Origin of the sequence: Vibrio sp. 2304 (assembly GCF_033339475.1) — a bacterium.
In the GTDB taxonomy this organism is placed as follows: domain Bacteria; phylum Pseudomonadota; class Gammaproteobacteria; order Enterobacterales; family Vibrionaceae; genus Vibrio; species Vibrio alginolyticus.
This window is the reverse complement of the sequence record NZ_JAWOUQ010000001.1, coordinates 813,001-839,568: the sequence shown is the minus strand read 5'-3', so window position 1 is coordinate 839,568 and position 26,568 is coordinate 813,001. Positions and strand designations below refer to the sequence as shown.

Below are 26,568 nucleotides of genomic sequence, written 5' to 3'. Positions count from 1 at the left end.
AACCGATTGGCAGAGCCTCATTACTCCTGCCAATCGGCAAAATGATCAAGCAAGAAGTCGATAGCCAATCGCGCTCGTAGTGGTAGAAAGTGACGATTCTGATAAACAATCCAGCTGCTGTTGCCACTTCCCCAATAGGGCTCTAGGATTGGCACCAAACGACCAGACGAAATAGCATCGTTGAAACTGCTCTTCGGTAAGTACGCCACACCTAATCCTTCTGCACAGGCTTGCAAGACCGTGTGTGCGTTATTGCTCTTCCATCTGCCCTGCACTTTTACGCCATCTAAAGGCTTGCCGTCTTTTTCAAACAACCAAACGTCTTTGTTGGCAATAATGCAGCTATGACGCTTGAGTTGCTCGGGGTGCGTTGGCAAACCATGTTCATCGAGATAACGCTGACTGGCTGCCGCTGCCATGGGACGATCCACCAGCTTTCTCGCAACCAAGCCTGAATCACTCAACCTTCCGTAACGAATAGCGAAATCGAAGCCATCTTCAATAAAGTTGACCATGCTGGTGTTGAAGTTGATTTCTACCGTGAGATTAGGATGTTGCTTGGCAAACGCCATCAAGGCAGGCGCTACATGGTTCTCAGAAAACGCACCAGCGGCGCTCACGCGTAACGTACCACTCAGTTGAGTTTGCTGCGTGGTGAGCTGTTCATTCGCTTGCTGAAGCCCAATCACCAACTCTTTACACTGCTGATAATACGCTTGCCCTGCTTCCGTTAGACTCACCATTCTTGTCGAACGTGCTAACAAGGCGACACCTAATCGCTCTTCTAATCTTGTGACTTGGCGACTGACATGACTGGTACTGCAACCTAACTGTTTTGCCGCTGCAGAAAACCCTAAGCTCTCAGCAACCGTAACAAACTCATTGATGCCTTCAAAACTGTCCATACTTACCTTTGCTATATAGCAATAATGTTTTGCCAATTAATCGTATTATCACTTATTTGTTTAGCAATTAGTATGAAGGTGTTCAACAAATACACGTAAGCCAAAAAGGAAACCATCATGAAGAAAGTACTCATCATTGTGACGAACCATGCGACTCTTGGTGAAACTGACCAAGCAAACGGAACTTACGCGCCAGAGCTCACTCATGCCCTTAGCGAGCTACTAGGTGCAGGCTTCGATTACGACATTGCCTCTATCAAAGGTGGACAAGCACCACTGTACGGAACCGACATCGAAGGCGACGCAGTGAACGAGAAAATTTTGGCGGATGATGATTTCCAGAACCGCATCAACAACACGATTCCAGTGTCACAAATCAACGGTGACAACTACGATGCGATCTTCTATCCGGGTGGTTTTGGTCTTCTTTCAGACCTAGCGAGCAACGAAGATTTTGCCAAGATTTCTGCAAAACACTATGAAGATGGCGGTATTGTGGCTGCAGTTTGTCATGGTCCGGGCGCTCTTCTACCTATCACGCTTAGCAATGGCGAAAAGCTACTTTCGTCTAAATCAGTAACAGGCTTCACTCGTGAAGAAGAGATCGACTTCGGCACCATCAACGATATCCCATTCCTATTGGAAGAATCTCTTGCACGCAACGCAGCGCGCTACTCTAAAGTGCAACCATGGCAAGAGTTTGTAATTGTGGATGATCGTGTCATCACAGGTCAAAACCCAACGAGCGCACACGGCGTAGGCAGAGCGATTGTTGAACACCTAGCTTAAACGCGCCGGAAACGACAACCATCCTAGAAGAGGAAAGCGTGCTTTGTCATGCTTTCCCTTGCTACAGGCGATCGCAAGATGCGCTTATACTTCTACCCCTGCTTCATCTTCTTCTACGATATCCGTTTCTTGGCTCGCCTCTTCCAACCATTGCTGTAAAGATTCACTTGCTAGCACCTTTTGTTGGTAAGCTTTGGCACCTTCCGATAACTCGATACCGTAAGTTTGGAAACGCAATGCCACAGGTGCATACATAGCATCAGCTATCGACCATTCTCCAAATAGCCAACCGTTGGGATACAGTTTGGCTTGCTCAGCCCAAATGGCATCAATACGCGCAATATCCTTACGCGCACCTTCCGTTAAATCGACTTTTCTGCGTGCGCGGATGTTCATTGGGAGTTCGCTTCTTAAGTTAAAGAAACCCGAATGCATTTCTGATGCGATGGCGCGTGCTTTAGCCCGTTCTGCAGACTTACTTGGCCATGCTTTGCCTTGTAAGTATTGCTCGTTAACGTATTCCAAAATCGCTAATGAATCCCACACGGTTGCGTCATCATCCACTAAGGTAGGGACTTTCGCGGTTGGTGTAATACCTTCCAAGGTCTTATAAAAATCTTCCGTGAATAATTTGAGCTTGGTGACTTCGACATCTAGTTTGAATTGAGAAAAGATCAGCCATGCGCGCAGTGACCAGCTTGAGTAGTTTTGGTTAGCAATAAACAGTTTCATGACGCCTCCATGCGGTTTGTGTTTTGAGTACCCATTCACAATATCTGATTGTATTTAAGGGGACTAACGGATAGTTTTGATGGAACACTTCAACAAAAACGATGGATGAGTTTTAGATATGGATATCGATGCGTTACGCAGCTTTCTGGCTTTTGTCGAAACGGGAAGTTTCACTCGTGCAGCCAAGCAGATCAATCGCACCCAATCCGCATTCAGTGCGCAAATGCGTAAGCTAGAAGACGAACTCAGCGTCAGTTTGTTTGAAAAAGAAGGCCGTAACCTCGTATTGAGTGAAGCGGGACTGGCACTGCGCTCTCACGCAGAACAATTGGTCAGCTTGCACAATCAAGCGCTGAAACAAGTGAAACGTTATGAAAACAAGCGCCCTCTTCGCTTAGGTTGCCCAGAAGATTATAACGACAATATCCTGCCTAAAGTCATCCGCGTATTGCAGCAATCTGAGCCCACATGTTCGATTCAAGTCTTTAGTGAACCGAGCATCACCTTGAGAGAAAAACTTGATGAAGGAAAGCTAGACGCCGCTATTGTGACAAGAGCACCGGACAGTGAGGAAGGTTACTGGCTAGCAAGCGACAAAGGCGTGTGGATTGCTCATCCTGATTTTGACATCGAGCAAGCCCAACCTCTCCCTCTCGCCCTATTCCAAACCGACTGCAAATACCATGCGGCAGCAGTAGACGGATTAACCAAACGTGGTACTCCTTATCAACTACTGGCATGTTGCAATACGGCCTCTGCACAACGAGCGATTGTACGTTCAGGCATGGCTATCGGTGCCATGGGCAGTATTAGCGTTAGCGAGGATCTTAAGATCTTGGACGATATGCCATCGCTACCTTCCGTGGATATCGTTTTGGTCACAGGTATCGAGCCTCATCCAATACTGGACAAAGAATGCTTGGCGCAATTGGTTGAGTTGATGGCTTAACCGGATTCGCTAGCCAATCACAAAGTTAAATTCGCCCATTAACCGCCCGTCGATTCGCATGGTTTCAAACTGCAGATAATCACGGGCTTTGCCACCCCACCACTCATCACCAGTATTGCCTTTTAAGTACAACTGAGTGGTCAGAAGCTCTTGGTTATCCCGCCACAACTTAACATGAATGTGCGGCGGACGAGAGGCATAAGGCACGGGGTACAAAGTCTGAAACAAGTAACGACCATCCGATTGGGTTTCTGACGCGCCAAAGCCTGCAAAGTGGGCATCAAGCTTATCATTATTTGGCTGCTTAGGATGATCGTAAATCCCCTGCCCATCGCATTGCCAGATTTCTACTTTGATGCCTGAAACTGGGTTTCCAGATGTATCTACGACTTTGCCTTGCAACACGATAGGTTCACCGACCAAGCCTTCTGATTGCAGAATCAAGTTTTGACGAAGAGGAATATCCACCACTGGATAAAATGGCCCTTCTGTTTGTGCTGGCGTCGGCCGCATTGGTGTTTTAGCTTTTAGAGAGGGGGCGAACAACAATGTCCACAGTGCTAAAAAGTGTCTTCTTTCCATGATGCCACCAATGCAATTACGTTGAATTAAGTTTGGTGGAACTTGAGGGATTTGCCATGACGAATATAAAAAATGCCCCTGCAAGAGAGTCATTTGCAGAGGCACTGTGGAACTAAATGATGAGTGTTGATTGAAGGTTTATGCGGCTTCGAACGCCAATGCTTTCTTCTCTACCTGACGGAAAATAAGAGTTAGCACACCATTTACCGTTAAATAAAATGCGCCCGCAATACCAAATACCGTCAACGTATCGTAAGTTTGTGCGTTAATGCGCTGCGCGTAACCCATCAGATCCATGATCGTAATCGTGCTTGCTAGTGACGTGCCTTTGAAGACCAAAATCACTTCGTTCGAGTAAGCAGGAACAGCACGACGAATAGCGTATGGTAGCAGCACTTTTAGCGTTGCGGTTTTGTTCATACCCAGAGCACGAGCCGCTTGCCATTGACCGAAAGGAATCGCGTTAAACGCTCCTTTGAACAACTGAGTGCTGTATGCAGCGGTATTCAACGCTAACGCCAACATCGCACAGAACCAAGGTTGGCTTAACCATGTCCAGAATACACTTTCTCTTACTGCGTCAAACTGACCAGGACCGTAGTACACCAAAAAGATCTGTACCAACAAAGGCGTACCAGTGAACAAGGTGATGATGCCACGACTTACCCAATGCAAACCCGGAGTACGCAGGATCAGAGTCAGCGTCATCATCAAAGCTAAAAGACAGCCCACAACCAAGGAAGCGGCGGTCAATTGAAGGCTAGTGCCTAAGCCATCCAGCATTTGCCAAACGTGTTGTTCGTTCATGCGGTAGCCTCCTGTCCCATACTCATGCCTTGAATTGAGAACTTCTTATCAATCAGTTTTACGGCACGTTGCGTAATCAAAGTAATGCCTAAGTAAATCGCCGCAGCAGTTGCGTACCATGTAAACGCTTCATGCGTCGCTGCAGATGTTAGCTGCGCTTGTTTCAACAAATCCGTTACGCCAATCAGTGATACAAGCGCGGTGTCTTTCAGCAGAACCAACCATTGGTTCGTTAAACCTGGTAGTGCGTGTCTTACTGCTTGTGGTAAAACAATGCGAACGAAAGCGTGTGCTTGACTGATGCCGAGTGCACTTGCTGCTTCTCTCTGCCCTCTTCCAACGGCTTTTAATGCGCCACGTAGAGTTTGAGAAGCGTAGGAAGCGAAGATCAATGACAACGCCACCACGCCAGACAAGAACGGGCTAACTTCAATAAAGTCGCCGGTGATTAAAAACAGAACCTGCGTCGAACCAAAATAGATGAACAACACGACAAGGATTTCTGGCAAGCCACGTACAATCGTCACAAACGCCGTCATTGGCCATTTAACGAAAACGCGGCGAGACATTTCACCACTGGCGAATACCACTGCCAGAATCAAACCGACTAAAAGGCTTGTGAAGGCTAGCTGGACAGTCATCCAACTAGCTTGAACAAGCGATAAAGAGTAACCCGTTAGTGCCATATTACTTACCGAAGTACTTGTTGTAGATTACGTCGTATTCGCCGTTCGCTTTCACTGTTTTCAGTGCCGTGTTCAGCTTGTTCACTAGCTCGTCGTTACCTTTATTTACTGCGATACCGAAACCGTTACCGAAGTATTTAGGGTTATTGACGTGCTCACCCACGTAAGCTAGGTTGTCTTCTTTCTTGAACCATTCTGCTACGACTGCTGTGTCACCGAATACAGAATCAATACGGCCATTTTTCATATCGATGAACGCGTCTTGGTAGCTTGAGTAAGGAACCGCGGTTACGCCCGGCATTTGCTCAATCAGGTAGCTTTGGTGTGTTGAACCGTTTTGAACACCAACACGCTTACCTTCTAGTGCTTTTTGATCAGCCACTTTTTCTTTGATAGAAACAAACGCTGCTGAGTTGTCATAGTATGCATTCGTGAAATTCACTTGCTCCAAACGCGCCTCAGTAATGTCCATTGCAGAGATTGCCGCATCGTAGCGCTTGAATTTTAATGCTGGGATCAGGCTGTCAAAAGATTGGTTGTGGAAGGTGCATTTTGCTTCGATTTCTTTACATAGTGCATTCGCCAGATCCACATCAAAACCTTGGATTTGGTTGTTTTCATCCATGTATTCGAATGGGGCGTACGTCGCTTCCATCGCAAATTTGATCTCTTCTTGTGCTGCTGCATTCGCTGAGACAAGTCCGATTAGTGAAGCTAGTAGAATCTTTTTCATTGCAATACTCCGTGTGTACTTAGTGGGCTGACACTCGCAATGACAGCCGAGCTTATCTGTTAAATAGACTGAACTTTAAAAACGTGATTTAGTGATTTAAGTAGTCAGCAAACTGGGCGGTTTGCGGGTTAGAAAACGAATCATTTGTGCCGTGCTCAACGATGTGTCCTTTTTCTAAATACAGTACGTGGCTAGCGATTTTCTTGGCGAAATCCACTTCGTGCGTCACAACTACTTGTGTAATTCCGGTTTCGCTTAAATCTTTAATAATCTTAACGACTTGGTTAGTAATTTCCGGATCAAGCGCAGCGGTCGGTTCATCAAAAAGCAAGACTTCCGGTTTCATCATCAATGCACGAGCAATCGCCACACGTTGTTGCTGACCACCAGAAAGTTGCATCGGCCATGCATCCGCTTTGTCTGCCAAATGCAGCGTCGCAAGAATTTGCATTGCCTGCTTCTTCGCTTCGTCTTTATCCATGCCAGCGACTTTTACCGGAGCCTCAATCAGGTTCTCCATCACTGTCATATGCGGCCATAGGTTGTACTGTTGGAACACCATGCCCACTTTACGACGAAGCGCTAAACCTTGCTTCTCTTTGATTTCAGTTGAAAAGTCGAATGCGTCATTAGCGATGTTTAACTGGCCGTTATCCGCTCCTTCAAGAAGGTTAAGAACACGTAGTAGAGAGCTCTTCCCTGCACCACTCGGACCGAGTAACACCAGTGTTTCGCCGCTTTCACACTTAAAGCTGACATCGTGAAGCACTTGTGTCTCACCGTAGGATTTATTGATTCCGCTTACCTGAATAGTCATGCTGACATACCGCATTAATTGTCACTTGGCATTTATATTACTCAAAAGGATTTTTTATGCAATAAAAATGTATAAAAATTAATTTCGTTAAATTTTTGTATGATAAGCAATCAATACAACAGAGAATATGACTGGTTTAATCAGTTGGTTTTAACTGAAATTGTTGATGAAAATCCAACAATATGATGGCAATCGAAACAAGGTTAAAATTCTGGTTACTTTTGTGCTTGTGTAGATGGAATTTTGAGTCTTTGAACGTACTACACCCGACGCAGACCTTCTCATTTTTGCCGGGCTTCCCCCCTCGATTTCCGGTAAAGCCTTCTATCGGCGGGTTCCTGATTAGGACTTTGTGAATGGACTATAATTTCTCTTTGTATTCTGGCCCTTAATTCGAGTCATCTAAGTATGAGTGAGATAACCCCATGTTGAAGTCGCATTGTTTTTCTCTCATTGCACTTGCTTCTCTGAGCTTACTTTCTATACCCAGCGTTTGGAGTAGAACATCAATCGTGTTACCTGGATTGCATGAACAGGGTATTGATCTTCAAGATAAGCCTATATCTGCTGCCGCTGCACTTGAATGGGAGTTGGATAATGCCGATATCGTGTTTGGAGCTTACAAAGATAAGAGTGATAACGAGCGTGTAAAAGCGCTTGGTTACATGTACAACCAAAAGCTGGAACTTAACTCAGGTTGGCTGGAAAACGATATACGTAACCAAGCAGAACTGAATGGAATTGACTACGAAGATTTCTTTCTCCACTTTTCTGAAGACACTATCCTAGCTGAAGTCGACTCAAGCCATGGTGAAAATACCTTACTCAATCGAAAACCGATGATCGTTGGCTATACCGCCAGCGCTGACCACGCCGGCTTTTGGCTATATCAACCACCGCCATGGGATGCTGATGTATTTGGCCAGGCGAATAATGGTGGAGCCCTCTATGTCTATCACTCAGAGAAGTTCGACCGCTTAGCCTTTACGTTCTCTCAGTTTGCTCAAGGCGGCAGCTTCACGATTGAATACCCTTCTGCTATCGACTCGTTTGGTCGGGTAACAGAATGGAAACGCTTCGCGATTAAAAAAGACAAAACTGAGAACATGACTAAAAACCAAACAGTAAACTGGTCTGTTCCTTCGGATTGGGTTCGCGCTACAACGCATGATGGTAGCGGAAAAACTTATGGTGGCGGTCAGTACTTTGGCTCCACCTTTTTACGCGACGGCGGCCGCCTTTACTTTGCGAAAATTACTTGGCATGACGGCAACATAGAAAACCGCCCACGTCTCGAAAACATTCAACTCAAAAATAGCTTCCCTGCCGTCAATATCTCAGGAGCACCAACGGAGACACCGGAAGGTCAAACCATTCAACGCTGGCGTAAAATTCGTGGCTTCGACAAATCTGCAGATCGAAACCAAGACAATTATCTTTCTTGGAATGAATACAAAAACCGTTCGAATAAGAATGCAACGGCCCGATTTCGTTGGGAGTCACGGGTTATTCCATTTGGTCGTATGTGGAATCAAACCTCTTCTTGGGCATTGACCAATCTCGGTAATCCCGTTTTTACCAATACAATGCGCCACTATTACCAAGCTGAATGGGCGAAACAAGGTTTAAATGGTGCGTACAACGACGATACGAATAAGTTACTCGGTGCAAATCAGTTCTACATATATTCCGGAGGCACAGTGGATGAACTTGGTTTGGTGGCGGGTAGCCAAGCTGCTGACGATGCTTACAAAGCGCAATTCTCGGCGTTCTTGAATAAACTGGCAACGCTGGATGAAGATGCGTTAATTGGCCTCAACATAGGTACGGCAAACTTATTCGGTCGTAATGGGCAAAACCACTTGGTTAACGCTGGCTCCTTGTACTTGCGCGAGCACTACCTTTTCCCTGCTACCGGCTTTAGTGGCTATGCTGGCTTGGCTAAATTTTGGGATAACTCTGCACTCGCCAAAGCGGGTCAGAAAGTGATTTATCAAGCGACCACGCGTTATGGTCGAGTTCAATACTTTGGCAACACTGAGGATAACTGGAAACAGGACCAATACTCTGCACTAGCGGTGTTCTACTTAAACTATCACCCTGAGCGCATTTACTTTAATCAGTGGAACAATGGCTACTTATATGGAAGTAATAACACAACAAGTGACAACTTCTGGAAGGCAGGCGTACCAAAGAATATTGCTTATCAACCTAGCTCGTTGCTTGCCGTTGATTTGGGAGAGCCTGCCAATCAAATACCAGAGGGATATCAGGCGACTCCGCTAATGATGTCCACCAGCACGCCCTATTCCGCCGATTACACGGTGATTGGAGATGCTTCTATGAGCAAAGTGGCTCACCCTGACTTGCCTAATGGCGCTATCGATTTGTTACCAACCCATACGTACTTTGCGTATCACTCAGACGATACGGTAGTGATGCATGGCCCTACAGAGATGGTGTTAGCCCGCGAATTCACCAAAGGCCGAGTGCTGTATCGGACTGATTTCTTTGGCAAAAATATCGATTACTTCTCCTCACCGAAGATAACTATCGCACTTCCAGAGCCTATGCGACCTGTAGATCAAGACGGTAACATCGGCGACTATGTTTCTCATATTGAGATTGGCGGCTACGAAGGAGTGTTCTTGCTGTATTAACTCCCTTTCAACACGCCTCACCAAACGCTTCATAAATCACCGTTTTTATGCTTAACGTCACTGAAAAAAACTTGTTCACTGAATCTTTATAAACCGATGTATATACTGAAGTAAATGACAACGACAAGGAAATTCAGTCACATGAAGACGACACCTTCAATGCTCTCTGTTCTGCTGCTATCAGCATTATCTACTCATGCAAATGCGGACGAATGCGGAAAAATAACCATCGCAGACATGAATTGGAATTCGGCCAGCTTAATGGCGCACATCGACCAATTTGTCTTAAATGAAGGCTACCAGTGCGATGCGGAATTGATCCCTGGTGATAGCGTTCCTACAGGCACCTCTATGATTGAAAAGGGACAGCCTGACGTTGCGCCAGAGTTATGGACAAACGGTATTAAAGAAGCACTTGATAAAGGGATTGCGGATAAACGCTTGCGCATCGCTAGTGAATCGCTTGTCAATGGTGGTGAAGAAGGGTTTTGGGTTCCCGCCTATCTGGTAAAACAGTATCCAGAACTCGCGACGATAGAAGGCGTCATCAAGCACGCCAAACTATTTGAACACCCAGAGGATGATGACAAGTTCGCGTTTTATAGCTGCCCTGCTGGTTGGACATGCCAAATCACCTCCGGTCACTTGTTTAATGCATTAGGGTTAAGTGAGCACGGCTTTGAGATGGTTGACCCAGGATCTGGCGCAGCATTAGCTGGCACCATCGCCAAAGCCTATGATCGCAAAATGCCTTGGTTTGGTTACTACTGGTCACCGACCCCCGTATTGGGCAAGTATGATATGGTCAAAGTGGATTTTGGTAGCGGAACAGATTTAGAAGAGTATCGCAACTGTACCACTCAGCCTGATTGCGCTTCACCAAAAGTAACAATGTACCCACCTTCTCCAGTTCGCACAGTAACAACTGAGGCGTTTGCGAGCAAAGAACCCCAAGCATTCGCGTACTTGCAGAAACGCGGATTTACCAACGAGCAAATGAGTGAAATGCTGGCCTGGATGGAAGATAACTACGCGGACGGTGAAGAAGCGATGTTTTACTTCTTTAATACCTACCCTGACTTGTGGAAAGGCTGGGTATCTGAAGACGTCGCGGTGAGAATCGAAAAAGCGCTTTGATGATTAATACTTAAAGTGCCACAAATCATTTAACCTCCCATACCGTTTGAATAAACGGCATGGGAGACTCGTCAACGACTCGTTAATACATGGTGTGACCATTCAATGTTTCTTTAGGAATCTCTTGCAGAGCGTCCCAATGTTCAACAATCTTCCCATTATGATCAAAACGAAAGAAATCCATCGTCACGTATTCAATATCATTAGGCCATGTTTGGTGAGTGTGTAGTGCCACCAAGTTCCCTTCAGCAATGGCTCGCACAAACGTAATGTCTTTATTGGGATACTCATTTTGCATCCGCTCAAAATACTCGATAAAAGCCTCGGGGCCATTTCCAACTAATGGATTATGCTGGATGTACTCATCGCCAACATAGTCTTCAACCGCTTTTCTTGGATTACCTCGATAGGCGGTTTCGTAAAACGCAATGGCATTTCTTTTATTCTCTTGCAGATCCATTTTTCTTACCTGTGTTGCTCCATCTTGCGGATAACGGTAATCATAGTCTTTGAACTTCAGAAGTGACCAAACATCGCGCACAAAAAAGGCCGCTAAACAGCAGCCTTCATCACTTCTACTTGGAATCATCGCCTTTCATCGCTTAAACCACACCACCAGCACCGAGCATAGAACGCTCACTGTTCTCCACCAGCAACGCGGTTGCGGTTTGTTTCAGTGTTTCCCATTCTTGGTCTTCGACAAAGATACCATTTTGCCAAGAAGCTTGTTGCGTGCGGCTTAACTCATCACCTTCAATGTGGGTGGTATACCCTTGTGCACTTTTCTCGATATCGAAATCGTTCACGGAGAGCTCGATAACCATACTATGCAAATCCGTATCATGCCCATCAAACTGATCCGAGAAAAAGACTTCTGGCGCGATTCGTCCACGGTTTAACACATAAAGCGTTCGCTTGGGACTAGAGCCATTGACCCATTGTGCGCGACACGCGATGCCTTTCGCAGAGAGCTTCAACAACTCACTAAAACCTAGCCAACGGTTATGGCACTGCGTCAACGTGATAGTAATCGACTTACGGTTAATCATTTTCTCAAGTGCGAAATCCAACACAGCGGGTAAATGACACGCTACACTCCCGTTGTGCAGTTCTACCTCTATGCTTGACGGCGTACTGTTGGTCACCGATACGGCGCAGTCCGAATCTAACCCAAGAAACAGACTGGCGTTATTAAAATGACGAACTCCATGTAAGCCAACCATTTGCAAGTCCGCCACCATATTCGCAATGACATCCGCCTCACCACAGTGACGGCGCATGCCAAGAAATGCCTTATTAACGGCGGCCACCAATTCGTTGTGAGAGACGATCATAATTCAAATCCTCCATTGATTTTTTGATTATCACTTTGCGCAATTTCGTCACGTGGCGGCATGCTAGGGAAAATCCATGTGTCTGCCAATTTAGGGTCGTGAATTTCATCTAACAACGGCGCGCCTTGGAAAAAAGTTACTCTAACCCAACGATCCGAGCGCGGATCAAACTTAGTCGCGCCAAAGATCGCCAATTTACAGCGCAGTAAGTGCATTGGTAACACATCTTTACGCAGCACATTCATTTGAATATCCCCCATCGCACGGTTGCCTAGCGTCCATACGCGACGTGTGATCGAACGATAAGCCGGTTTTTGCAATAGAAACTCTGCTACGGACATTTCTACATCACAGTCAAGCAAGGCCTGGTACAAGCGATTCACTTGTCTGCCGATATCAAGCGGCAGTTCTTTTTCTTCTCCAGCCTCTTCCCCGCGAACACCAAGCCTTGGCTCTTCTTTATCTTGTGAGCGATACCAGAACCAGTAGTTGTTCTCGGCTAGTGAGTAATCCGCATCAATCGCCCAGCGGTACTTGCTTTGCAACACTTCCAGTAAATCTTGGATCTTTTTCCCGCCCGGAATAGATAACATTTCATCCGTATTCATTTGGCTAGCAAATTCATCCACTAAAGATGGGTAGAGTTCGATCAAGCAAGAGGTGAGGATTTCTTGGGCTTCCACACTCATTGTTTTCTTATGCTCGACCAAACTCGCCCAGTTCGGATGTAATGCCATTAACGTTGTTAGCTCCGATAGCAGTTGTTTGATGTCTGCTATCGCTTGATGATTGAGCCTGTCTTGATGTTCATTGATGGTGATGACTTGCTCTAAATGACGCTGTGCTTTTTGCAGCAATCCTTGCAAAGGAGCATGGAACGACGCTTCACATGGCATCGCAAAGACTCGCGCTACCGCACGTTCGCGAGAGGTCATCCATTGGTCAACGATGCACGGGTGATTAATCAAGTATGGAGCCATGCCTAAGCCAGTCGCATTGCCGACACCAAGGTAGCGCTGCAAGCCACGATGCAAAGCCACCGCGTTGTCGCCACCTTGTTGAAGTGCCAGATAGTGCACCCAATCTAGGCTGAATTCACGCAACATATATACGGCACACATTTGCGCACTAAAAGACTGGCTGAAATCTGAGTTGTTCTCTAACAGTTTGAAATCGGCGATACCAAACTTTCCGTTACCATAAACTGCTGTGGTACGCAGGATATAACCCACTTCCGCTAACTCTTTCGGCTCAGGCTGCTCGCCTTGAGAAAGCGCGCTAACAATGTGCTCAAACACGCGCACACTTTTGTTTGCGCGAGCAAGAACAAGTACGTTGTTTGGATTACGTCCCGCTTCTTGCAGCGGTACATTTTCTCGCAATCTTTCCAACAAAGTAACATCAACATCGCCTTGAACCAGTGCAAATGTGACGTCCCACTTTTCAGCAATTACGCGATCATTACGCTCGTCGTCGGCAATTTCATCACAGAATACCACCAAATGATAAACGTACTCTGGCGTGGTCAATTTGTAAATCACATGACCATAACCACGAGGACAAAGCTGCCACTCATGCTTGGTTACTTGCCAGTTTTGGCGTGCCATATTACGAATCAGACTGCGAACAAAGCTGATTCGGTTTTGGTGCATTGCGCCAAGCCTTTCGGCTGCCATGACAATCGCTGCATCGCGCATAGTTGCTTCCGTATAAGTAGAACGATGTGCATCCATTTTGCTCACCACCTATTTGTTATTGTAAGAATACTAGGGTTTGTGCGGATGCAGGAGGAAAACACCCGCACAAGCTCCACGTTGTTTGAATTGGATAATTGTTATAGCCCTTGCTCTTTCGCCATTTTGATTGCAATTTGTGGCGCATTCCAAAGTGACGGCAACAGAATCAACGAAACCGGAACCGCGGTAATCACAATGAAAGATTGCAGTGCAGAGATGCCACCAGAGCCAAGAGAAATCAGGATTAGTGCCGTCACACCCATCATTACTCCCCAGAAGGTACGGATGATCGCATTCGGCTCCGTTTCACCACTGATCACGACACTGATTGTGTAGGTCATTGAGTCGCCCGTCGTGACGATGAAGATCGTGGTTAAAATCAGAAATAGAATTGAAGTCAGCATTGGCATTGGTAGTTGCTGAGTCACTGCAAGCAAAGCACCTGGCAAGTTAAAGCCCTCAAACGCCGCACTCACGCTACCCGGTTCAGCAATTTCAAACGCAAGGCCTGAGCCGCCCACAATCGTGAACCAAAAACAGGTGGTTAACGGAGCCACAATACTGATGGTGGAAATAACTTGGCGAATAGTGCGACCACGGGAAATACGCGCAATAAAGATTGCCATCATCGGACCATAACCCAGGAACCAGCCCCAGAAAAATACTGTCCACCAACTTAGCCAACCTTCGTCACCGCGATAGGTCGCCATTGGGATAAAGTTATCCAGCATGCTCCCTACACCTTGAATATATCCGTTAAAGATAAAATTCGTAGGGCCAAAAAACAGGATGTAAACCATCAATGCCATTGCCAGAATCACGTTGTAACGACTAAGCAGTTGCATGCCTCTGCTTAATCCACTGAGTGCTGACAAGGTGTAAAGCGCAATCGCAAACAAGATGATGATAAGCTGAGTGGTAAAGCCATCAGGGATATCAAACAACGCATTTAACGCGTAGCTAACCTGCAAGCCTAGAAACCCAATGGGCCCGATGGTGCCCGCGGCTACCGCGATAATGCAGCACGCGTCAATCAATGCACCGAGTTGGCCTTTAAGTGCTCGTTCGCCCAAGACTGGGTAAAGCAAAATACGGGGTTTTAGTGGTAAACCTTTGTCGTAATGTAGGTGCATCACCACGATGGAAGTTAAGCTACCTACAATCGCCCAAGCTAGAAAGCCCCAGTGCATAAAGGATTGCGACAACGCATTCACCGCACCTTGCTGCGGGTTATCTTGCGCGCCGTACAAAGGGGGTGGGCTAACGTAATGCGCGATAGGCTCAGCCGCGGCCCAGAAAACACCACCACCAGCCAATAAGGTACAGAAAATAATCGCCATCCAGCGGAAAGAATCCATTTCTGGTTTTGCAATCCCGCCCAACATCACCTTGCCTGTTCGCCCTGCAGCCAAGCCAAGACCAATAAGAAAAGTGAGAAGCAGCAGTAACTGCCAGTATGGACCAAACACCTGAACTGCCCAGCTAAAACCGGCGTTAACGATCGTAGATAACAACTCGCCGTCATAAAGTGCAATAGCAACGAACAACGCGATAAAACCACCGCTATACCAAAAGGCCGGGTTATTCAGTCCTAATTTGTCCGTCGTGTTTTCTGTTGTTGATGTGTTGTGTGTTGCTTTTGACTTGCCCGATGACACGCTCATCGTGGAAGCTTTCATGCTATTGGTTAAATCAGACATACTCTGGCTCCAGAGGTTCTTTGCAGCTGCCAAAGACTGGCTACAAATGTGAGTTTTACGCCTGCCGTATTGTTGTTATGTAGGCAGGCGGTTCCTAATTTTGGGTGTACTATGAAATAGGCTCTAATCCTTCTTTGAGGAAGTTAAACCAGTTTTCACCCAATATTTTTCCTGCCTCAGATTCACTGAATCCGTGACGCATTAATCCGTTGTAGATGTTCTCCATCCCTGCACTGCCGCAGAACCATGGCAGCGCATCTGGCCATCCCGAGTTACTTGCCGAACCTTCGCCGTAATCCATCGCTTTTGACCAACGACCGTTGCGCATCCACTCCAACACTTGTTGCGGCTGGTTTAAGCACAGATCACTACCGATGCCTAAATGGTCGACGCCAAACATGTCTGCGGTTTTCGCTACCATCTGGCAGAAATCATCCAGAGTGCACTGGCTGCCATTTGGCAAATGGAATGGATATAAACTGAATCCAATCAAACCACCGCGCTCCGTCAGTGCTTTGATCACGGTGTTGGACTTGTTGCGCAGTGCGTCATGCGCAAATGTCGGGTTAGCATGGCTGATACAAATTGGACGCGAAGAGAGCTCGATAGCTTCCAACGTCGAACGCTCCGCGCTGTGGGACATATCAATGATCATCCCGACTCGGTTCATCTCTTCAATCGCTTGTTTACCAAAGCGAGTTACGCCGGAATCGTTTTGTTCGTAACAACCTGTCGCCAGTAAGCTTTGGTTGTTGTAGGTCAGTTGCATGATCAGCAGACCTTGACGGCGCATCACTTCAATCAGGCCAATTTCATCATCGATAGGTGAGCAATTTTGCGCGCCGAAGAAGATGCCGACTTTGCCTTCTGCTTTGGCTTTTTCTACATCTGCCATTGAATAAATAGGCATGATGAGGTCCGCATTTTGCTCGAAGCGCAAGTTCCATTCAGCAAAACGCGTTAAGGTTTCGCGCGCAGTTTCGTGGTAGACGATGGTGGCATGAACGGCGGTAATGCCACTCGCCTTAAGCGTTTGGAAATACTCTCGATCCCAATTGCAGTACTGCAATCCGTCAATCACAATCCGTTGTTGGTACATAACCACTCCTTAAACAATTTCTTAGCCTTTTCGTGCGGGCAACTGACACCATCAGTTACCCTGCCGATCTTAGTAAGGACGCTGATAAGCGGTTTTCACTACGGTGTAGAACTCTTTGGCGTACTGACCTTGCTCACGAGGACCAAAGCTAGATTCTTTACGACCACCAAATGGAACGTGATAATCTGTACCCGCAGTTGGCAAGTTAACCATGACGCAGCCCGTTTGGACTTGCTGTTTGAAGATCGCGCTATTGCGCAAGCTTTGCGTGATAATGCCGCCTGTCAGGCCAAAGCGCGTATCGTTCGCGACTGCAATTGCCTCATCCAGATCAGAAACGCGAATCACGCTCGCCATTGGCGCAAAGACTTCTTCTTGGTTCACTTCCCAGCCATTCTGTGTATTTAAAAACAGAGTTGGTGACATGTAGTAACCGTCATGCTCTAGGCTCAGACGCTCACCACCGAAAGCCAGCTCCGCGCCTGCTTGGCGTGCGTTTTCGATCCACTCAAAGTTCGCATTCAGCTGGTTACCATCAACAACAGGACCCATGAATACGCCCTCTTCTAGTGCGTGACCCACTTTAAGTTCGCTCATGCGTTTGATTAGCGCTTCAACATACGCGTCGTGAATTCCGTCCATAACCACAAGACGAGAAGACGCGGTACATTTTTGACCTGCACCCGAGAATGAGCCTGCGATTGTGGCTTCAACGGCAATTTGAATGTCTGCATCATCTGCCACTACGAGCGCGTTTTTGCTGCCCATCTCTAGCTGACAACGCACAAAGTTTGGTGCCGTAGCCGCTGCAACTTTACGGCCAGTGTCCACAGACCCAGTGAAGCTCACGCCGTTCACATCTTTCGAATTGATAAGGGTATTACCGACTTGCGAACCGCTACCCAAAACGAGGTTAAACGTGCCAGCAGGTAAACCTTGGCGATGGATAATCTCTGTCAGTGCAACGGCACTTGCTGGAGTTAGGTTGGCAGGCTTCCAGACGACACTGTTGCCAAACGCAAGTGCTGGCGCGATTTTCCAAGCCGCTGTAGCTGTTGGGAAGTTCCAAGGAGAGATAATGGCGATAACGCCGACGGCTTCGCGAGTAACTTCAACGGAGACACCTGGACGGACGGAAGCAGCGTTATCGCCAATTTGACGCAGTACCTCAGCAGCAAAGTATTGGAAGAATTGGCCAGCACGGTAAATCTCACCTCGACCTTCAGCAAATGGCTTACCTTCTTCACGCGAAAGCAAGGTACCCAATTCGTCACATCGTGCAATGAGCTCATCACCAATCGCTTGCAGCACTACTTGTTTGCGCTCGATTGGTGTTTTTTCCCACTCTGGCTGCGCTGATTTAGCCGCTTGAATCGCTTGCTCTACTTGCGACACACTCGCTTGTGCGAAATCGCCAATGTTTTCGCTGATATCAGAAGGGTTAATATTGGCGATGGTGTCCATGCCCGATTGCCATTCACCTGCTATATAGAGGGATTTTTCTGCTTGAACATTGTTAATAAAAGTCATGGTTCTTTCCTTGTTCTTCCGATTTGTGATGGCAAGCCACCCACTCACTGATCTCTAATTGTTCTTATTGGATTTATTCTGGTTGGCTTGCCGACGCGTAGACAACAAACTCCACCAACATCTCTTCTCGCGCTAACCCTGCAACCACCATGGCGGCGCGATTTGGGTACGGCGCTTCAAAATATTCCGCGTACACTTGGTTAACGGTCTTTAAGTATTCTCTGTCGGTCACATAAATCAGGACCTGCAACACCGAGTCCAAAGACTCCCCTGCACACTCCAGGGTGTGAATGAGATTGTTAAAGGTTTGACGTGTTTGTGCTTCGATACCGCCTTCCACAACCGCGCCTGTGTCATCAATAGGAATTTGAGCCGTATACAGGGTTCCGTTGTTGACTATCGCCCATTCAAGCGGCGCTTTAGAAGCAAATAGACTGGTTTTAACTGGGTGTTTTTTAGTAGGAGTATTCACGTGCCTTTCAACCTTTGTAACAACTTTGTTTCAATATGGTTAAATGATGCACATTGACAGGCGATAAATCTAACGGTAAATTTTTGACATTTGATAAGTTAAACTTATCGCTCTATTTAAAATAACGTAAATAAAGGGATTAAGAGACATTAGGGATGAGTATTAAGCTTCAACAATTAATGCATTTTGTGATGGTAGTCGAGGAAGGAGGCTTTCGAGCCGCTTCACATCGTGCAAATCGTTCTCAGGCGGCACTGTCAACATCGATAAAAGAGCTTGAAAGAATTCTAGGGCAAACGCTGTTTGAACCCGGAAACAAAACCAAATTGACCCCGTTTGGTGAAATTTGTCTTCCCAAAGTGGTTCAGTTTCTCAATATCTACAGTGCACTAGACAACGATCTCAAAGCAGCCGCTGCCGGACAGCAAGGGAGAGTGCGAATTGCGAGCGTTCCTTCTGTTGCAGCGAAGCTCATTCCTAGCGTGTTGGGCGCCTTTTGCGAACAGTATCCAAATGTAGAAGTAAGCTTGATAGACGATAATGCCGCTGGCGTCGAGGCTCGCCTACTCTCCGGTGAGGTCGACTTAGCGCTCGGTAACCCCTCTCACCTCGATGAGGGCGGCATTGACTTTACGCCGCTGTTAGCCGATCCAATAGGCGTGGTGTGTTTAAAGGACAACCCTATTGCAAGTCATCCAGAAGGAATCGAGTGGCAAACTTTGTTGGAACAACCCTTTATCCGTAACGGCACTTGTACACTTCTCGATCCAACCCCAGCAAGAGCTCTGAGTCAGCAAGCGCTCTATTCGGTCGAAAATATTACTTCACTGTTTTCTGTCTTAGAACTTGGGATTGGTGTCACGACCCTACCGAAGCTTGCTTTCCCAACCAATGAAACACGCTTGGTTTGGATCCCGCTTATCGAACCACCGCTTGAAAGGCAAATTGGTATATTTACGTTAACCGATCGCACGATCTCGCCTCAAGCTAAAGCATTTCACGATCTTTGTGTGCATTATTTAAACTATCAAAAAGAAGATAAATAATGGTTCGATTAACATGCGGATAGTTAAAAGCCTCCATATTCAGAGTGGAGGCTAATTTGTATTTGTGTAGTCGCTTCGTTTTATTTTTTGCGACGATTTCGGTTCTTATACACCACGCAAAAGTTACCACGCTTGGTACGACACTTTGAGCAACGTTCGCAATCTACTGGTGCGCGATTGCCTTCTTTCCAACGTGTGATCAACTGCGGCTCAGCCAATAAAGGGCGTGACACAGCAAAAAATTGGATATCTGTGTTTTCTGCAATTTTCTCAATCGCATCAATGTCGCTCAGCCCGCCGACAGTAATCACCGGTATGCTAACGTCCTGACTGATCACGTGACCATATTCGTGAAAGTAACCTTCTTCTTGTAGTGTGTAACCATCGAACGTTTGACCAACCAGTTCGTTTGCTTTGCCGTGAATATTGCCAGACACGACGATCGCATCAACGCCTACTTCTTCAAGTGTCTTACAGACGACGCGAGTTTCATCGAACGTTAAACCGCCGTCAAAGAACTCTGTTGCCGTCAGTTTAACGAGGATGGGAAATTCGCTTCCAACCAGCTTTCTGGTTTCAGAATAAATTTCTAAAAGAAAGCGCATGCGATTTTCTAAGCCACCACCATATTCGTCTTCGCGACGATTATAGTACGGGCTTAAAAACTGGTTAATTAAATAAGTGTGCGCCGCATGAATCTCTACGCCGTCAAAACCAGCGTCTTGAGCACGTTTACTCGCCAATGCGAATGCCTTTACGATGTAGTCGATTTCGTCCTTTGTCATCGCTTTGCCTTGCGTATTTGTACCACGCTCAGGCACGTCACTCGGAGCGAAGATGACACGCTCACCGACGTTATGGATGGTTTTGGTGCCACCGTAAGCAATTTGCATCACGATTTTAGAATCTTGTTGATGTACTAGCTCTGTTAGCTTTTTGTATTCTTCAATAAAAGAGTCGTTGTAGATCCCCATCATACCTGCGTTGGGTTTCTCTTCTTCAACGATATTGGCATAACCCGTGACAATAAGCCCAACTTCCCCTTTCGCAAGCGTTTCGTAAATATCGTAAAGCTTTGCCGTCATGTGACCATCTTCGGTCGCCATGTTCTCCCACGTTGCGCTTCTCACAAAACGGTTCTTTAGGGTCATGTTGCCAATGCGGGCTTCGGAAAACAAAATGCTCAAAACCAGTCCTCTTAAAGTTGTCTTTATGTTTTATCTTTTCGCAAGTAAACAAGAACGAAAAAGGAACAGCGATACACGATGTATGGCTGTTCCTTCTCTGAATCCTTGAGACCTGCAAACTACAGGCGCACCTTAATGCCTCGGAGACGACAAAACTTTAATCTGGGTTAAGGTTTGGTGAGTTTTTAGATTATGTAAAAGGATGATTCTTAATCGTGTTCATTTCACTGGAGTTAAGATGCTTCGTCACCCACTTTCAGTCGTAAAACTTTTGTATTTCGCTAGCTGGTGATTCAACTCAAACATTCACATTGTTAGTTTGTATGCTGCTATGGGAACTAGCACTCTCCCCAAATGTTTACATTACAAACTATCGATATTGAATTTTCATATGGCAAATAGAGTTATTGCGCTGTTTATACTTTTTAGCTTAATAGTCACTATCTCTTGGCATTATTACGCGTCAGCGAAAACGTGCTTCACTATGTTTTACACACTGGTTGTTTTTGCTTTTAGATATGAATACGTGATAGTGAAGCTAGAGGAGGAGCAGGAAAAACAGGGAAAATAAAGAACAATAGAAAGTTAAATGACCTTACTTCTAGGTAAGGCCATTCATGCATTCAGCAGCAAAAGATATTGGCGCTTAGCAAACGCTTAGGTTTGGTTGTTACAGAGCTAGAGGAATCAACTCGACACCAAGCACACCACTGATCCCCATCACCACTAGCAGTGAGACTTTAAACACCGACTTTGACCAAGCGATGTAGTTGTTGTCATCAATGCTGCGAAAGGTCACTTTCGTCCACATAAAGCAAACAACCGCTGCAACTGCTAAGTATTCATACCCTGCTTCACCTAGTAAAAATAACCCCAACGATACTGCTCCAAACGCTACGACATACGCTTTCATGTGTCGATGCGCTTTATGAATGCCTTCTTTAACTGGCAATACGGGAATCCCGGCTTCTCGGTAGTCTTGCATGCGGAACATGGCAATGGCATACGAGTGCGGCATTTGCCAGAGACAGAACATGGTAAAGAGTAAAATCGCTTCCAAGCTAATGAAGTTTGTTACCGCTAAGTAACCCACCAATGGCGGAACTGCGCCTGAGATACTTCCCACTAAGGTTCCATACACCGAGTTACGTTTGTACCACATCGTGTAAAAGAACACGTAATACACGTAGCCAAGCAACACGACGACAGCGGATAGTGGGTTCACTCGGATAAATAACAGTGCGGTTCCTACCAGCAATAAAGCAAGTGCATAAACAAACGCAATATCGATATTGATGTTGCCTTTCACTGTTTCACGATTTCGTGTACGTGCCATCTTTTGGTCGATATCACGATCGAAAATATTATTCACCACACAACCTGAAGCGATGACTAACCCAACACCAACTAACGTCGTAACGAACAACATTAGACTGGCTGGTTCTGTTTTTGCGGCGAGGAAGAACCCCGCCGCAACAGAAATCAGGTTGCCGAAAATAATGCCCGGTTTAGTGATAGACAAATAACTTTTCAGCATACCTTGACCTACAACTTCATGTTGACGTTCATGTTGTAGATGATCCATACCGAGCCAGCGATAAGGATAAGTACAACAATGGCGGTAAACATCAGTGATACAAGATTCCAACGTCCGTCGGATGTTTTTGTTTCCATGTGCAAGAAGTATTTAAAGTGAACAAATATCTGCACTAATGCACATCCAAATAGAATCGCATAGGTCGTTGTATCTGGTAATGATTTCGTCCAAACAAAGTAGAACGGAATTACCGTCAGAATCAGTGAGGCAATAAAGCCTTTCACGTAATCTGACGAACTGGTTTCTACATGTTGATCCATTACATTACCCCCAGTAAGTAAACGATGGTAAAGACACAAATCCAAACGATATCTAGAAAGTGCCAGAATAGGCTTAAGCAGTTAAAGCGCATTGCCATATTGTCGTTCAGACCTTTCGTCGACAGTTGATGATACGCTACCGCTAACCAAATAAGACCAAAGGTTACGTGCAGGCCGTGCGTACCAACCAACGTAAAGAATGCCGATAGGAATGCACTTGTTTGTGGCCCATAGCCTTCTTCAATCAGGTGATGGAACTCATAGACCTCCATACAGATAAAGCCAAGACCAAGCGCGAACGTGACTAACATCCAGCGTTTGAGACCAGCAACGTTGTTGCGCTTCATCGCGATAATGCCAAAACCAAATGTGATACTGCTAAACAGCAGCAGCATGGTTTCGACAAACACGAATGGGAGTTCGAAAATGTCTTTACCTGTTGGGCCCGCAATTGAATTGCTCGACAGCACAGCGTAAGTCGCGAACAAGGTCGCAAACAGTACACAGTCACTCATCAGGTAAACCCAGAAGCCAAATAGCTTGTTGCCATTCGTGTCATGGTGGTGATCATGGTCGTGATGTGCTGCGATATTAGTTTGCATACGTCACCTCCAGATCATCTTTACTTTCGCTGTCTTTCACTGAGTTTTTCTTCGCTTCTTCAAGCTGAGCTCGACGTTCGGCCTCAATTGCTTTGATCTCTTCAACTTCCACGTAGTAATCCACATCATCGTTATAGCTATGCTGAATACACGTCACGATAATACCGACCAAGCTTGCCGCCGCTAGCCACCAGATGTACCAAATCATGCCGAAGCCAAATAGGAGCGACCAAGCCGACACATAGATGCCTGTTGCCGTGTTTTTTGGCATATGAATACGTTCGTATTCCACTTCTTTAGTTGGATCGAACTCGCCACTTTGTTTCTGGTACCAGAAGGCATCCAGCACATCACCTTTTGGTAGGTGCGCAAAGTTGTAGAACGGCGGTGGAGACGATGTTGCCCACTCAAGAGTACGACCACCCCACGGGTCACCAGTTAAATCACGGTTTTGCTCGCGGTCACGGATACTCACGTAAATTTGGATGAACTGAGACAATACGCCCAGCGCAATCACAGCCGTACCTGCTGCGGCAATCGACAACAGTGGGAAGTATTCAGGGTTGATGTCTTGGCTTAAACGACGAGTCATACCCATAAAGCCCAGCGCGTAAAGCGGTAGGAACGCCATTAAGAAACCAATAATCCAAAGATAGAACGCACGTTTGCCCCAAGTTTCATTCATGGTGAAACCTGTCGCTTTCGGGAACCAGTAAGTGATCGCAGCGAAACATCCAAATACCACACCACCGATGATAACGTTGTGGAAGTGAGCAATCAGGAATACTGAGTTATGCAGAACGAAATCTGCGCCCGGAACAGCCATTAGTACGCCTGTCATACCACCAACAGTAAAGGTGATAAGGAAGCCCACCGTCCACATCATTGGCGTCGTAAAGCGGATGCGGCCTTTGTACATCGTGAATAGCCAGTTGAAGATCTTCACCCCTGTTGGGATAGAAATGATCATCGTGGCAATACCGAAGAAGGCATTTACGTTCGCGCCAGACCCCATCGTAAAGAAGTGGTGTAGCCAAACGACAAAGGCAAGAATCGTGATAACTACGGTAGCCCAAACTAGCGATGTGTAACCGAACAACTTTTTACGTGAGAAGGTTGCGGTGACTTCTGAGAACACACCAAAAATTGGCAAGATCAAAATGTACACTTCTGGGTGGCCCCAAGCCCAAATCAGGTTGACGTACATCATTACGTTGCCGCCAAGATCATTGGTAAAGAAGTGCATGCCTAGGTATCTATCCAGCGTAAGCAGAGCGATAGTCACCGTTAGGATTGGGAATGAAATGATGATCAAAATGTTTGCACACAGAGACGCCCAAGTGAAAACTGGCATCTTCATCATTGGCATAGACGGTGTACGCATACGCAAAATGGTCGCGAAGAAGTTCACGCCTGTTAACGTCGTACCAACACCTGATATCTGCAGCGCCCAAATCCAATAGTCGACCCCGACTCCTGGGCTAGCCTCAATACCTGAAAGCGGCGGATACGCTAGCCAACCTGTACGACCAAATTCACCTAAGCCGAGAGACATGTTTGTTAGGATGACACCAACAACAAACAGCCAGAAGCTCAAGTTATTCAGATACGGGAAAGCTACGTCACGCGCACCAATCTGCAATGGCACGATGATGTTCATCAGACCAATCACCAATGGCATCGCTACAAAGAAGATCATGATCACGCCGTGGGCAGTAAAAATTTGATCGTAGTGATGCGGTGGCAAGTAACCTGCTTCACCCGCAGAAGAAAGGAGTTGCTGACTACGCATCATGACTGCGTCAGCAAAACCACGAACAAGCATCACCATCGCTACTGCGATGTACATGAAGCCAAGTTTTTTATGGTCTACTGAAGTAAACCATTCATTCCACAAATATTGCCACTTTCCAGCTTTGGTCACCGCGTAAACTACGGCTAAACCAACCAGCGCCACAACCGCTAGGGTGATGACGATAATAGGTTCGTGGAATGGAACTGAATCAAGAGTTAATCTTCCAAACATTACGATTATCCTTGGTTTTCAGGCAAACAGTTCATTGAACCAGGATGCTGAGTCACAACGTCGGTGAACAAGAACGGAGGAACGCTAGAGAACAAAGTGACTGGCTCTGCGATACTTGGCGCTGCCAGTGAGCTGTATTGCTCCCAATCTTCAATACGATCAGGGCTCGCCTTCACTTTCTGCACCCAATTTAGGAACGCAGCACGATCAGACATTGCTGAAGCTGTGAACTTCATTTGCGAAAAGCCTTCGCCGCTGTAGTTCGATGCAAAACCCTTGTAGTCACCTTCGTGGTTCGCTATCAGGTTGAGCTTGGTTACCATTCCTGGCATCGCGTAGATCTGTGTACCTAAGCGAGGGATGAAAAACGCGTTCATGATGTTGTCCGAAGTCAGTTTGAACTGCACTGGCACGTCTTTCGGGAACGCCACATAGTTCACCGTCGCAATGTTTTCTTCTGGATAGATGAACAACCATTTCCAATCGAGTGACACCACTTCGATGGTCATTGGTTTAACATCACTTTCCAAAGGTTTGGATGGCTCTAGTTCATGAGTCGAACGCCATGTGATCGTCGCAAGAATCGCAATGATGATGATTGGAATTGTCCATACCACCACTTCGATTTTGGTCGAGTGTGACCACTCGGGTGCGTACTCTTCTTCAGTGTTAGAGGCGCGGTATCGGTAAGCGAAGTAAATCGTCATTAAAATCACAGGGATTACAACGATCAACATCAGCAAAAGAGCAGTAATAATTAACTCTTTTTCTTGCACACCAATGGCACCTTTGGGGTCAAGTAAAGCTGAATTACATCCTGAGAGCATAAGTATGACGGACGCCAAACTTCCCCTCGACAAGATGCGTTTATATCTTGAGGCTTCCATTAACTTTCTCGATGGTTGTCTGGTTTCAAAGCAGATGCCAATCAAAGTAAATAAGAGCTCACAAATAGCGCAGAGGTAATGTATGAGAACAAGAAAAAACTTCGATAAGTAGTTATTCTACTTACAATTTTTCAACTTCGTCATCAAGCATTTAACTAGCTAGAATGAACCGTTATTTGCTACGATACGATTGGTATCAAGCCAAGAACCAGTTGTTATAGTCATTAGAATGTTTATGTGTTGAGCATGAGTAACGTCGGGCTCAGAGCGAAACAAAACGGAATTGAGTGGAGAT

At 46.3% G+C, this 26,568-nt stretch carries 25 protein-coding genes; 5 read left to right on the top strand and 20 right to left on the bottom strand.

The features are described from left to right. Positions 1-20: 20 nt before the first annotated feature. Positions 21-905: a LysR family transcriptional regulator gene (locus R7P64_RS03800; protein WP_005388553.1), complete on the bottom strand. Its 885-nt coding sequence runs from the start codon at positions 903-905 to the stop codon at positions 21-23. A 117-nt stretch (positions 906-1,022) separates the two neighbouring features. On the opposite strand from R7P64_RS03800, the gene R7P64_RS03795 reads away from it, so the two are divergent. After that, positions 1,023-1,694, top strand: coding sequence for a type 1 glutamine amidotransferase domain-containing protein (locus tag R7P64_RS03795; protein WP_172563863.1), 672 nt, complete (start codon positions 1,023-1,025; stop codon positions 1,692-1,694). Between the two features lie 84 nt (positions 1,695-1,778). Here R7P64_RS03795 and R7P64_RS03790 read toward each other — a convergent pair whose 3' ends face one another. Beyond that, positions 1,779-2,426 (bottom strand): glutathione S-transferase family protein, encoded by a 648-nt coding sequence (locus R7P64_RS03790; RefSeq protein WP_318118433.1) that lies wholly within the window; start codon positions 2,424-2,426, stop codon positions 1,779-1,781. A gap of 118 nt (positions 2,427-2,544) precedes the next feature. Here R7P64_RS03790 and R7P64_RS03785 point away from each other — a divergent pair, with 118 nt between their 5' ends. Next, the gene (locus R7P64_RS03785; RefSeq protein WP_318118432.1) at positions 2,545-3,375 is read left to right on the top strand and encodes a LysR family transcriptional regulator; all 831 of its coding nucleotides are present in this window, start codon (positions 2,545-2,547) and stop codon (positions 3,373-3,375) included. A 9-nt stretch (positions 3,376-3,384) separates the two neighbouring features. Here R7P64_RS03785 and R7P64_RS03780 read toward each other — a convergent pair whose 3' ends face one another. The 5 genes from R7P64_RS03780 to artP all read right to left on the bottom strand — a co-directional run bounded on the left by R7P64_RS03780 (position 3,385) and on the right by artP (position 7,000). Beyond that, entirely contained in the window at positions 3,385-3,957 is a 573-nt protein-coding gene (locus tag R7P64_RS03780) for a protocatechuate 3,4-dioxygenase (protein ID WP_318118431.1), read from the bottom strand. Positions 3,958-4,095: 138 nt separating this feature from the next. Further along, the gene (gene artM / locus R7P64_RS03775; protein WP_213972800.1) at positions 4,096-4,764 is read right to left on the bottom strand and encodes an arginine ABC transporter permease ArtM; all 669 of its coding nucleotides are present in this window, start codon (positions 4,762-4,764) and stop codon (positions 4,096-4,098) included. Next, entirely contained in the window at positions 4,761-5,450 is a 690-nt protein-coding gene (gene artQ, locus R7P64_RS03770) for an arginine ABC transporter permease ArtQ (RefSeq protein WP_005388570.1), read from the bottom strand. The genes artM and artQ overlap by 4 nt, the downstream gene beginning before the upstream one ends. Before the next feature lies 1 nt (position 5,451). Next, positions 5,452-6,183, bottom strand: a complete 732-nt coding sequence (locus R7P64_RS03765) for an arginine ABC transporter substrate-binding protein (RefSeq protein WP_213972801.1) — start codon at positions 6,181-6,183, stop codon at positions 5,452-5,454. An 88-nt stretch (positions 6,184-6,271) separates the two neighbouring features. Continuing rightward, positions 6,272-7,000 carry an arginine ABC transporter ATP-binding protein ArtP gene (artP, locus tag R7P64_RS03760; RefSeq protein ID WP_284143208.1) on the bottom strand — a complete coding sequence of 243 codons (729 nt, stop codon included), beginning with the start codon at positions 6,998-7,000 and terminating at the stop codon, positions 6,272-6,274. A gap of 425 nt (positions 7,001-7,425) precedes the next feature. On the opposite strand from artP, the gene R7P64_RS03755 reads away from it, so the two are divergent. Both R7P64_RS03755 and R7P64_RS03750 read left to right on the top strand, forming a co-directional pair. Further along, positions 7,426-9,660 (top strand): hypothetical protein, encoded by a 2,235-nt coding sequence (locus R7P64_RS03755; RefSeq protein ID WP_213972802.1) that lies wholly within the window; start codon positions 7,426-7,428, stop codon positions 9,658-9,660. Between the two features lie 141 nt (positions 9,661-9,801). After that, a complete protein-coding gene (locus R7P64_RS03750; protein ID WP_005375798.1) occupies positions 9,802-10,797 on the top strand; it encodes an ABC transporter substrate-binding protein in 996 nt (331 codons plus the stop codon). A gap of 82 nt (positions 10,798-10,879) precedes the next feature. Here the strand turns inward: R7P64_RS03750 and R7P64_RS03745 are convergent, their stop codons facing one another. The 7 genes from R7P64_RS03745 to R7P64_RS03715 form a co-directional block, all read right to left on the bottom strand. After that, a complete protein-coding gene (locus tag R7P64_RS03745) occupies positions 10,880-11,257 on the bottom strand; it encodes a nuclear transport factor 2 family protein (RefSeq protein WP_005390944.1) in 378 nt (125 codons plus the stop codon). A gap of 142 nt (positions 11,258-11,399) precedes the next feature. Beyond that, positions 11,400-12,131 (bottom strand): DUF3726 domain-containing protein, encoded by a 732-nt coding sequence (locus tag R7P64_RS03740; protein ID WP_158173123.1) that lies wholly within the window; start codon positions 12,129-12,131, stop codon positions 11,400-11,402. Then, positions 12,128-13,864: a hypothetical protein gene (locus R7P64_RS03735; RefSeq protein ID WP_318118429.1), complete on the bottom strand. Its 1,737-nt coding sequence runs from the start codon at positions 13,862-13,864 to the stop codon at positions 12,128-12,130. The genes R7P64_RS03740 and R7P64_RS03735 overlap by 4 nt, the downstream gene beginning before the upstream one ends. 101 nt (positions 13,865-13,965) lie before the next feature. Then, a complete protein-coding gene (locus R7P64_RS03730; protein ID WP_213871169.1) occupies positions 13,966-15,567 on the bottom strand; it encodes a BCCT family transporter in 1,602 nt (533 codons plus the stop codon). A gap of 109 nt (positions 15,568-15,676) precedes the next feature. Continuing rightward, positions 15,677-16,666, bottom strand: a complete 990-nt coding sequence (locus R7P64_RS03725; RefSeq protein WP_006742451.1) for a membrane dipeptidase — start codon at positions 16,664-16,666, stop codon at positions 15,677-15,679. A 69-nt stretch (positions 16,667-16,735) separates the two neighbouring features. Continuing rightward, on the bottom strand, positions 16,736-18,196 hold the full coding sequence (locus R7P64_RS03720; protein ID WP_170893291.1) for an aldehyde dehydrogenase family protein: 1,461 nt from the start codon (positions 18,194-18,196) through the stop codon (positions 16,736-16,738). A gap of 73 nt (positions 18,197-18,269) precedes the next feature. Continuing rightward, positions 18,270-18,668, bottom strand: coding sequence for a RidA family protein (locus R7P64_RS03715; RefSeq protein WP_005375789.1), 399 nt, complete (start codon positions 18,666-18,668; stop codon positions 18,270-18,272). Positions 18,669-18,823: 155 nt separating this feature from the next. On the opposite strand from R7P64_RS03715, the gene R7P64_RS03710 reads away from it, so the two are divergent. Next, entirely contained in the window at positions 18,824-19,714 is an 891-nt protein-coding gene (locus R7P64_RS03710) for a LysR family transcriptional regulator (protein ID WP_213901641.1), read from the top strand. A gap of 80 nt (positions 19,715-19,794) precedes the next feature. On the opposite strand, the gene R7P64_RS03705 is transcribed toward R7P64_RS03710, so the two are convergent. The 6 genes from R7P64_RS03705 to cyoA form a co-directional block, all read right to left on the bottom strand. Beyond that, on the bottom strand, positions 19,795-20,901 hold the full coding sequence (locus tag R7P64_RS03705) for an NADH:flavin oxidoreductase (protein WP_318123176.1): 1,107 nt from the start codon (positions 20,899-20,901) through the stop codon (positions 19,795-19,797). A gap of 670 nt (positions 20,902-21,571) precedes the next feature. Then, positions 21,572-22,486: a heme o synthase gene (gene cyoE, locus R7P64_RS03700; RefSeq protein WP_017634257.1), complete on the bottom strand. Its 915-nt coding sequence runs from the start codon at positions 22,484-22,486 to the stop codon at positions 21,572-21,574. Beyond that, a complete protein-coding gene (gene cyoD / locus R7P64_RS03695) occupies positions 22,447-22,758 on the bottom strand; it encodes a cytochrome o ubiquinol oxidase subunit IV (RefSeq protein ID WP_005375783.1) in 312 nt (103 codons plus the stop codon). Before cyoD ends, cyoE begins: the two co-directional genes overlap by 40 nt. Next, positions 22,758-23,360: a cytochrome o ubiquinol oxidase subunit III gene (gene cyoC / locus R7P64_RS03690; protein ID WP_005375782.1), complete on the bottom strand. Its 603-nt coding sequence runs from the start codon at positions 23,358-23,360 to the stop codon at positions 22,758-22,760. Before cyoC ends, cyoD begins: the two co-directional genes overlap by 1 nt. Next, positions 23,350-25,386, bottom strand: coding sequence for a cytochrome o ubiquinol oxidase subunit I (gene cyoB, locus R7P64_RS03685; RefSeq protein ID WP_086047322.1), 2,037 nt, complete (start codon positions 25,384-25,386; stop codon positions 23,350-23,352). Before cyoB ends, cyoC begins: the two co-directional genes overlap by 11 nt. Positions 25,387-25,391: 5 nt before the next feature. Continuing rightward, positions 25,392-26,273 carry a ubiquinol oxidase subunit II gene (cyoA, locus tag R7P64_RS03680; RefSeq protein WP_005388604.1) on the bottom strand — a complete coding sequence of 294 codons (882 nt, stop codon included), beginning with the start codon at positions 26,271-26,273 and terminating at the stop codon, positions 25,392-25,394. Positions 26,274-26,568: the final 295 nt, after the last annotated feature.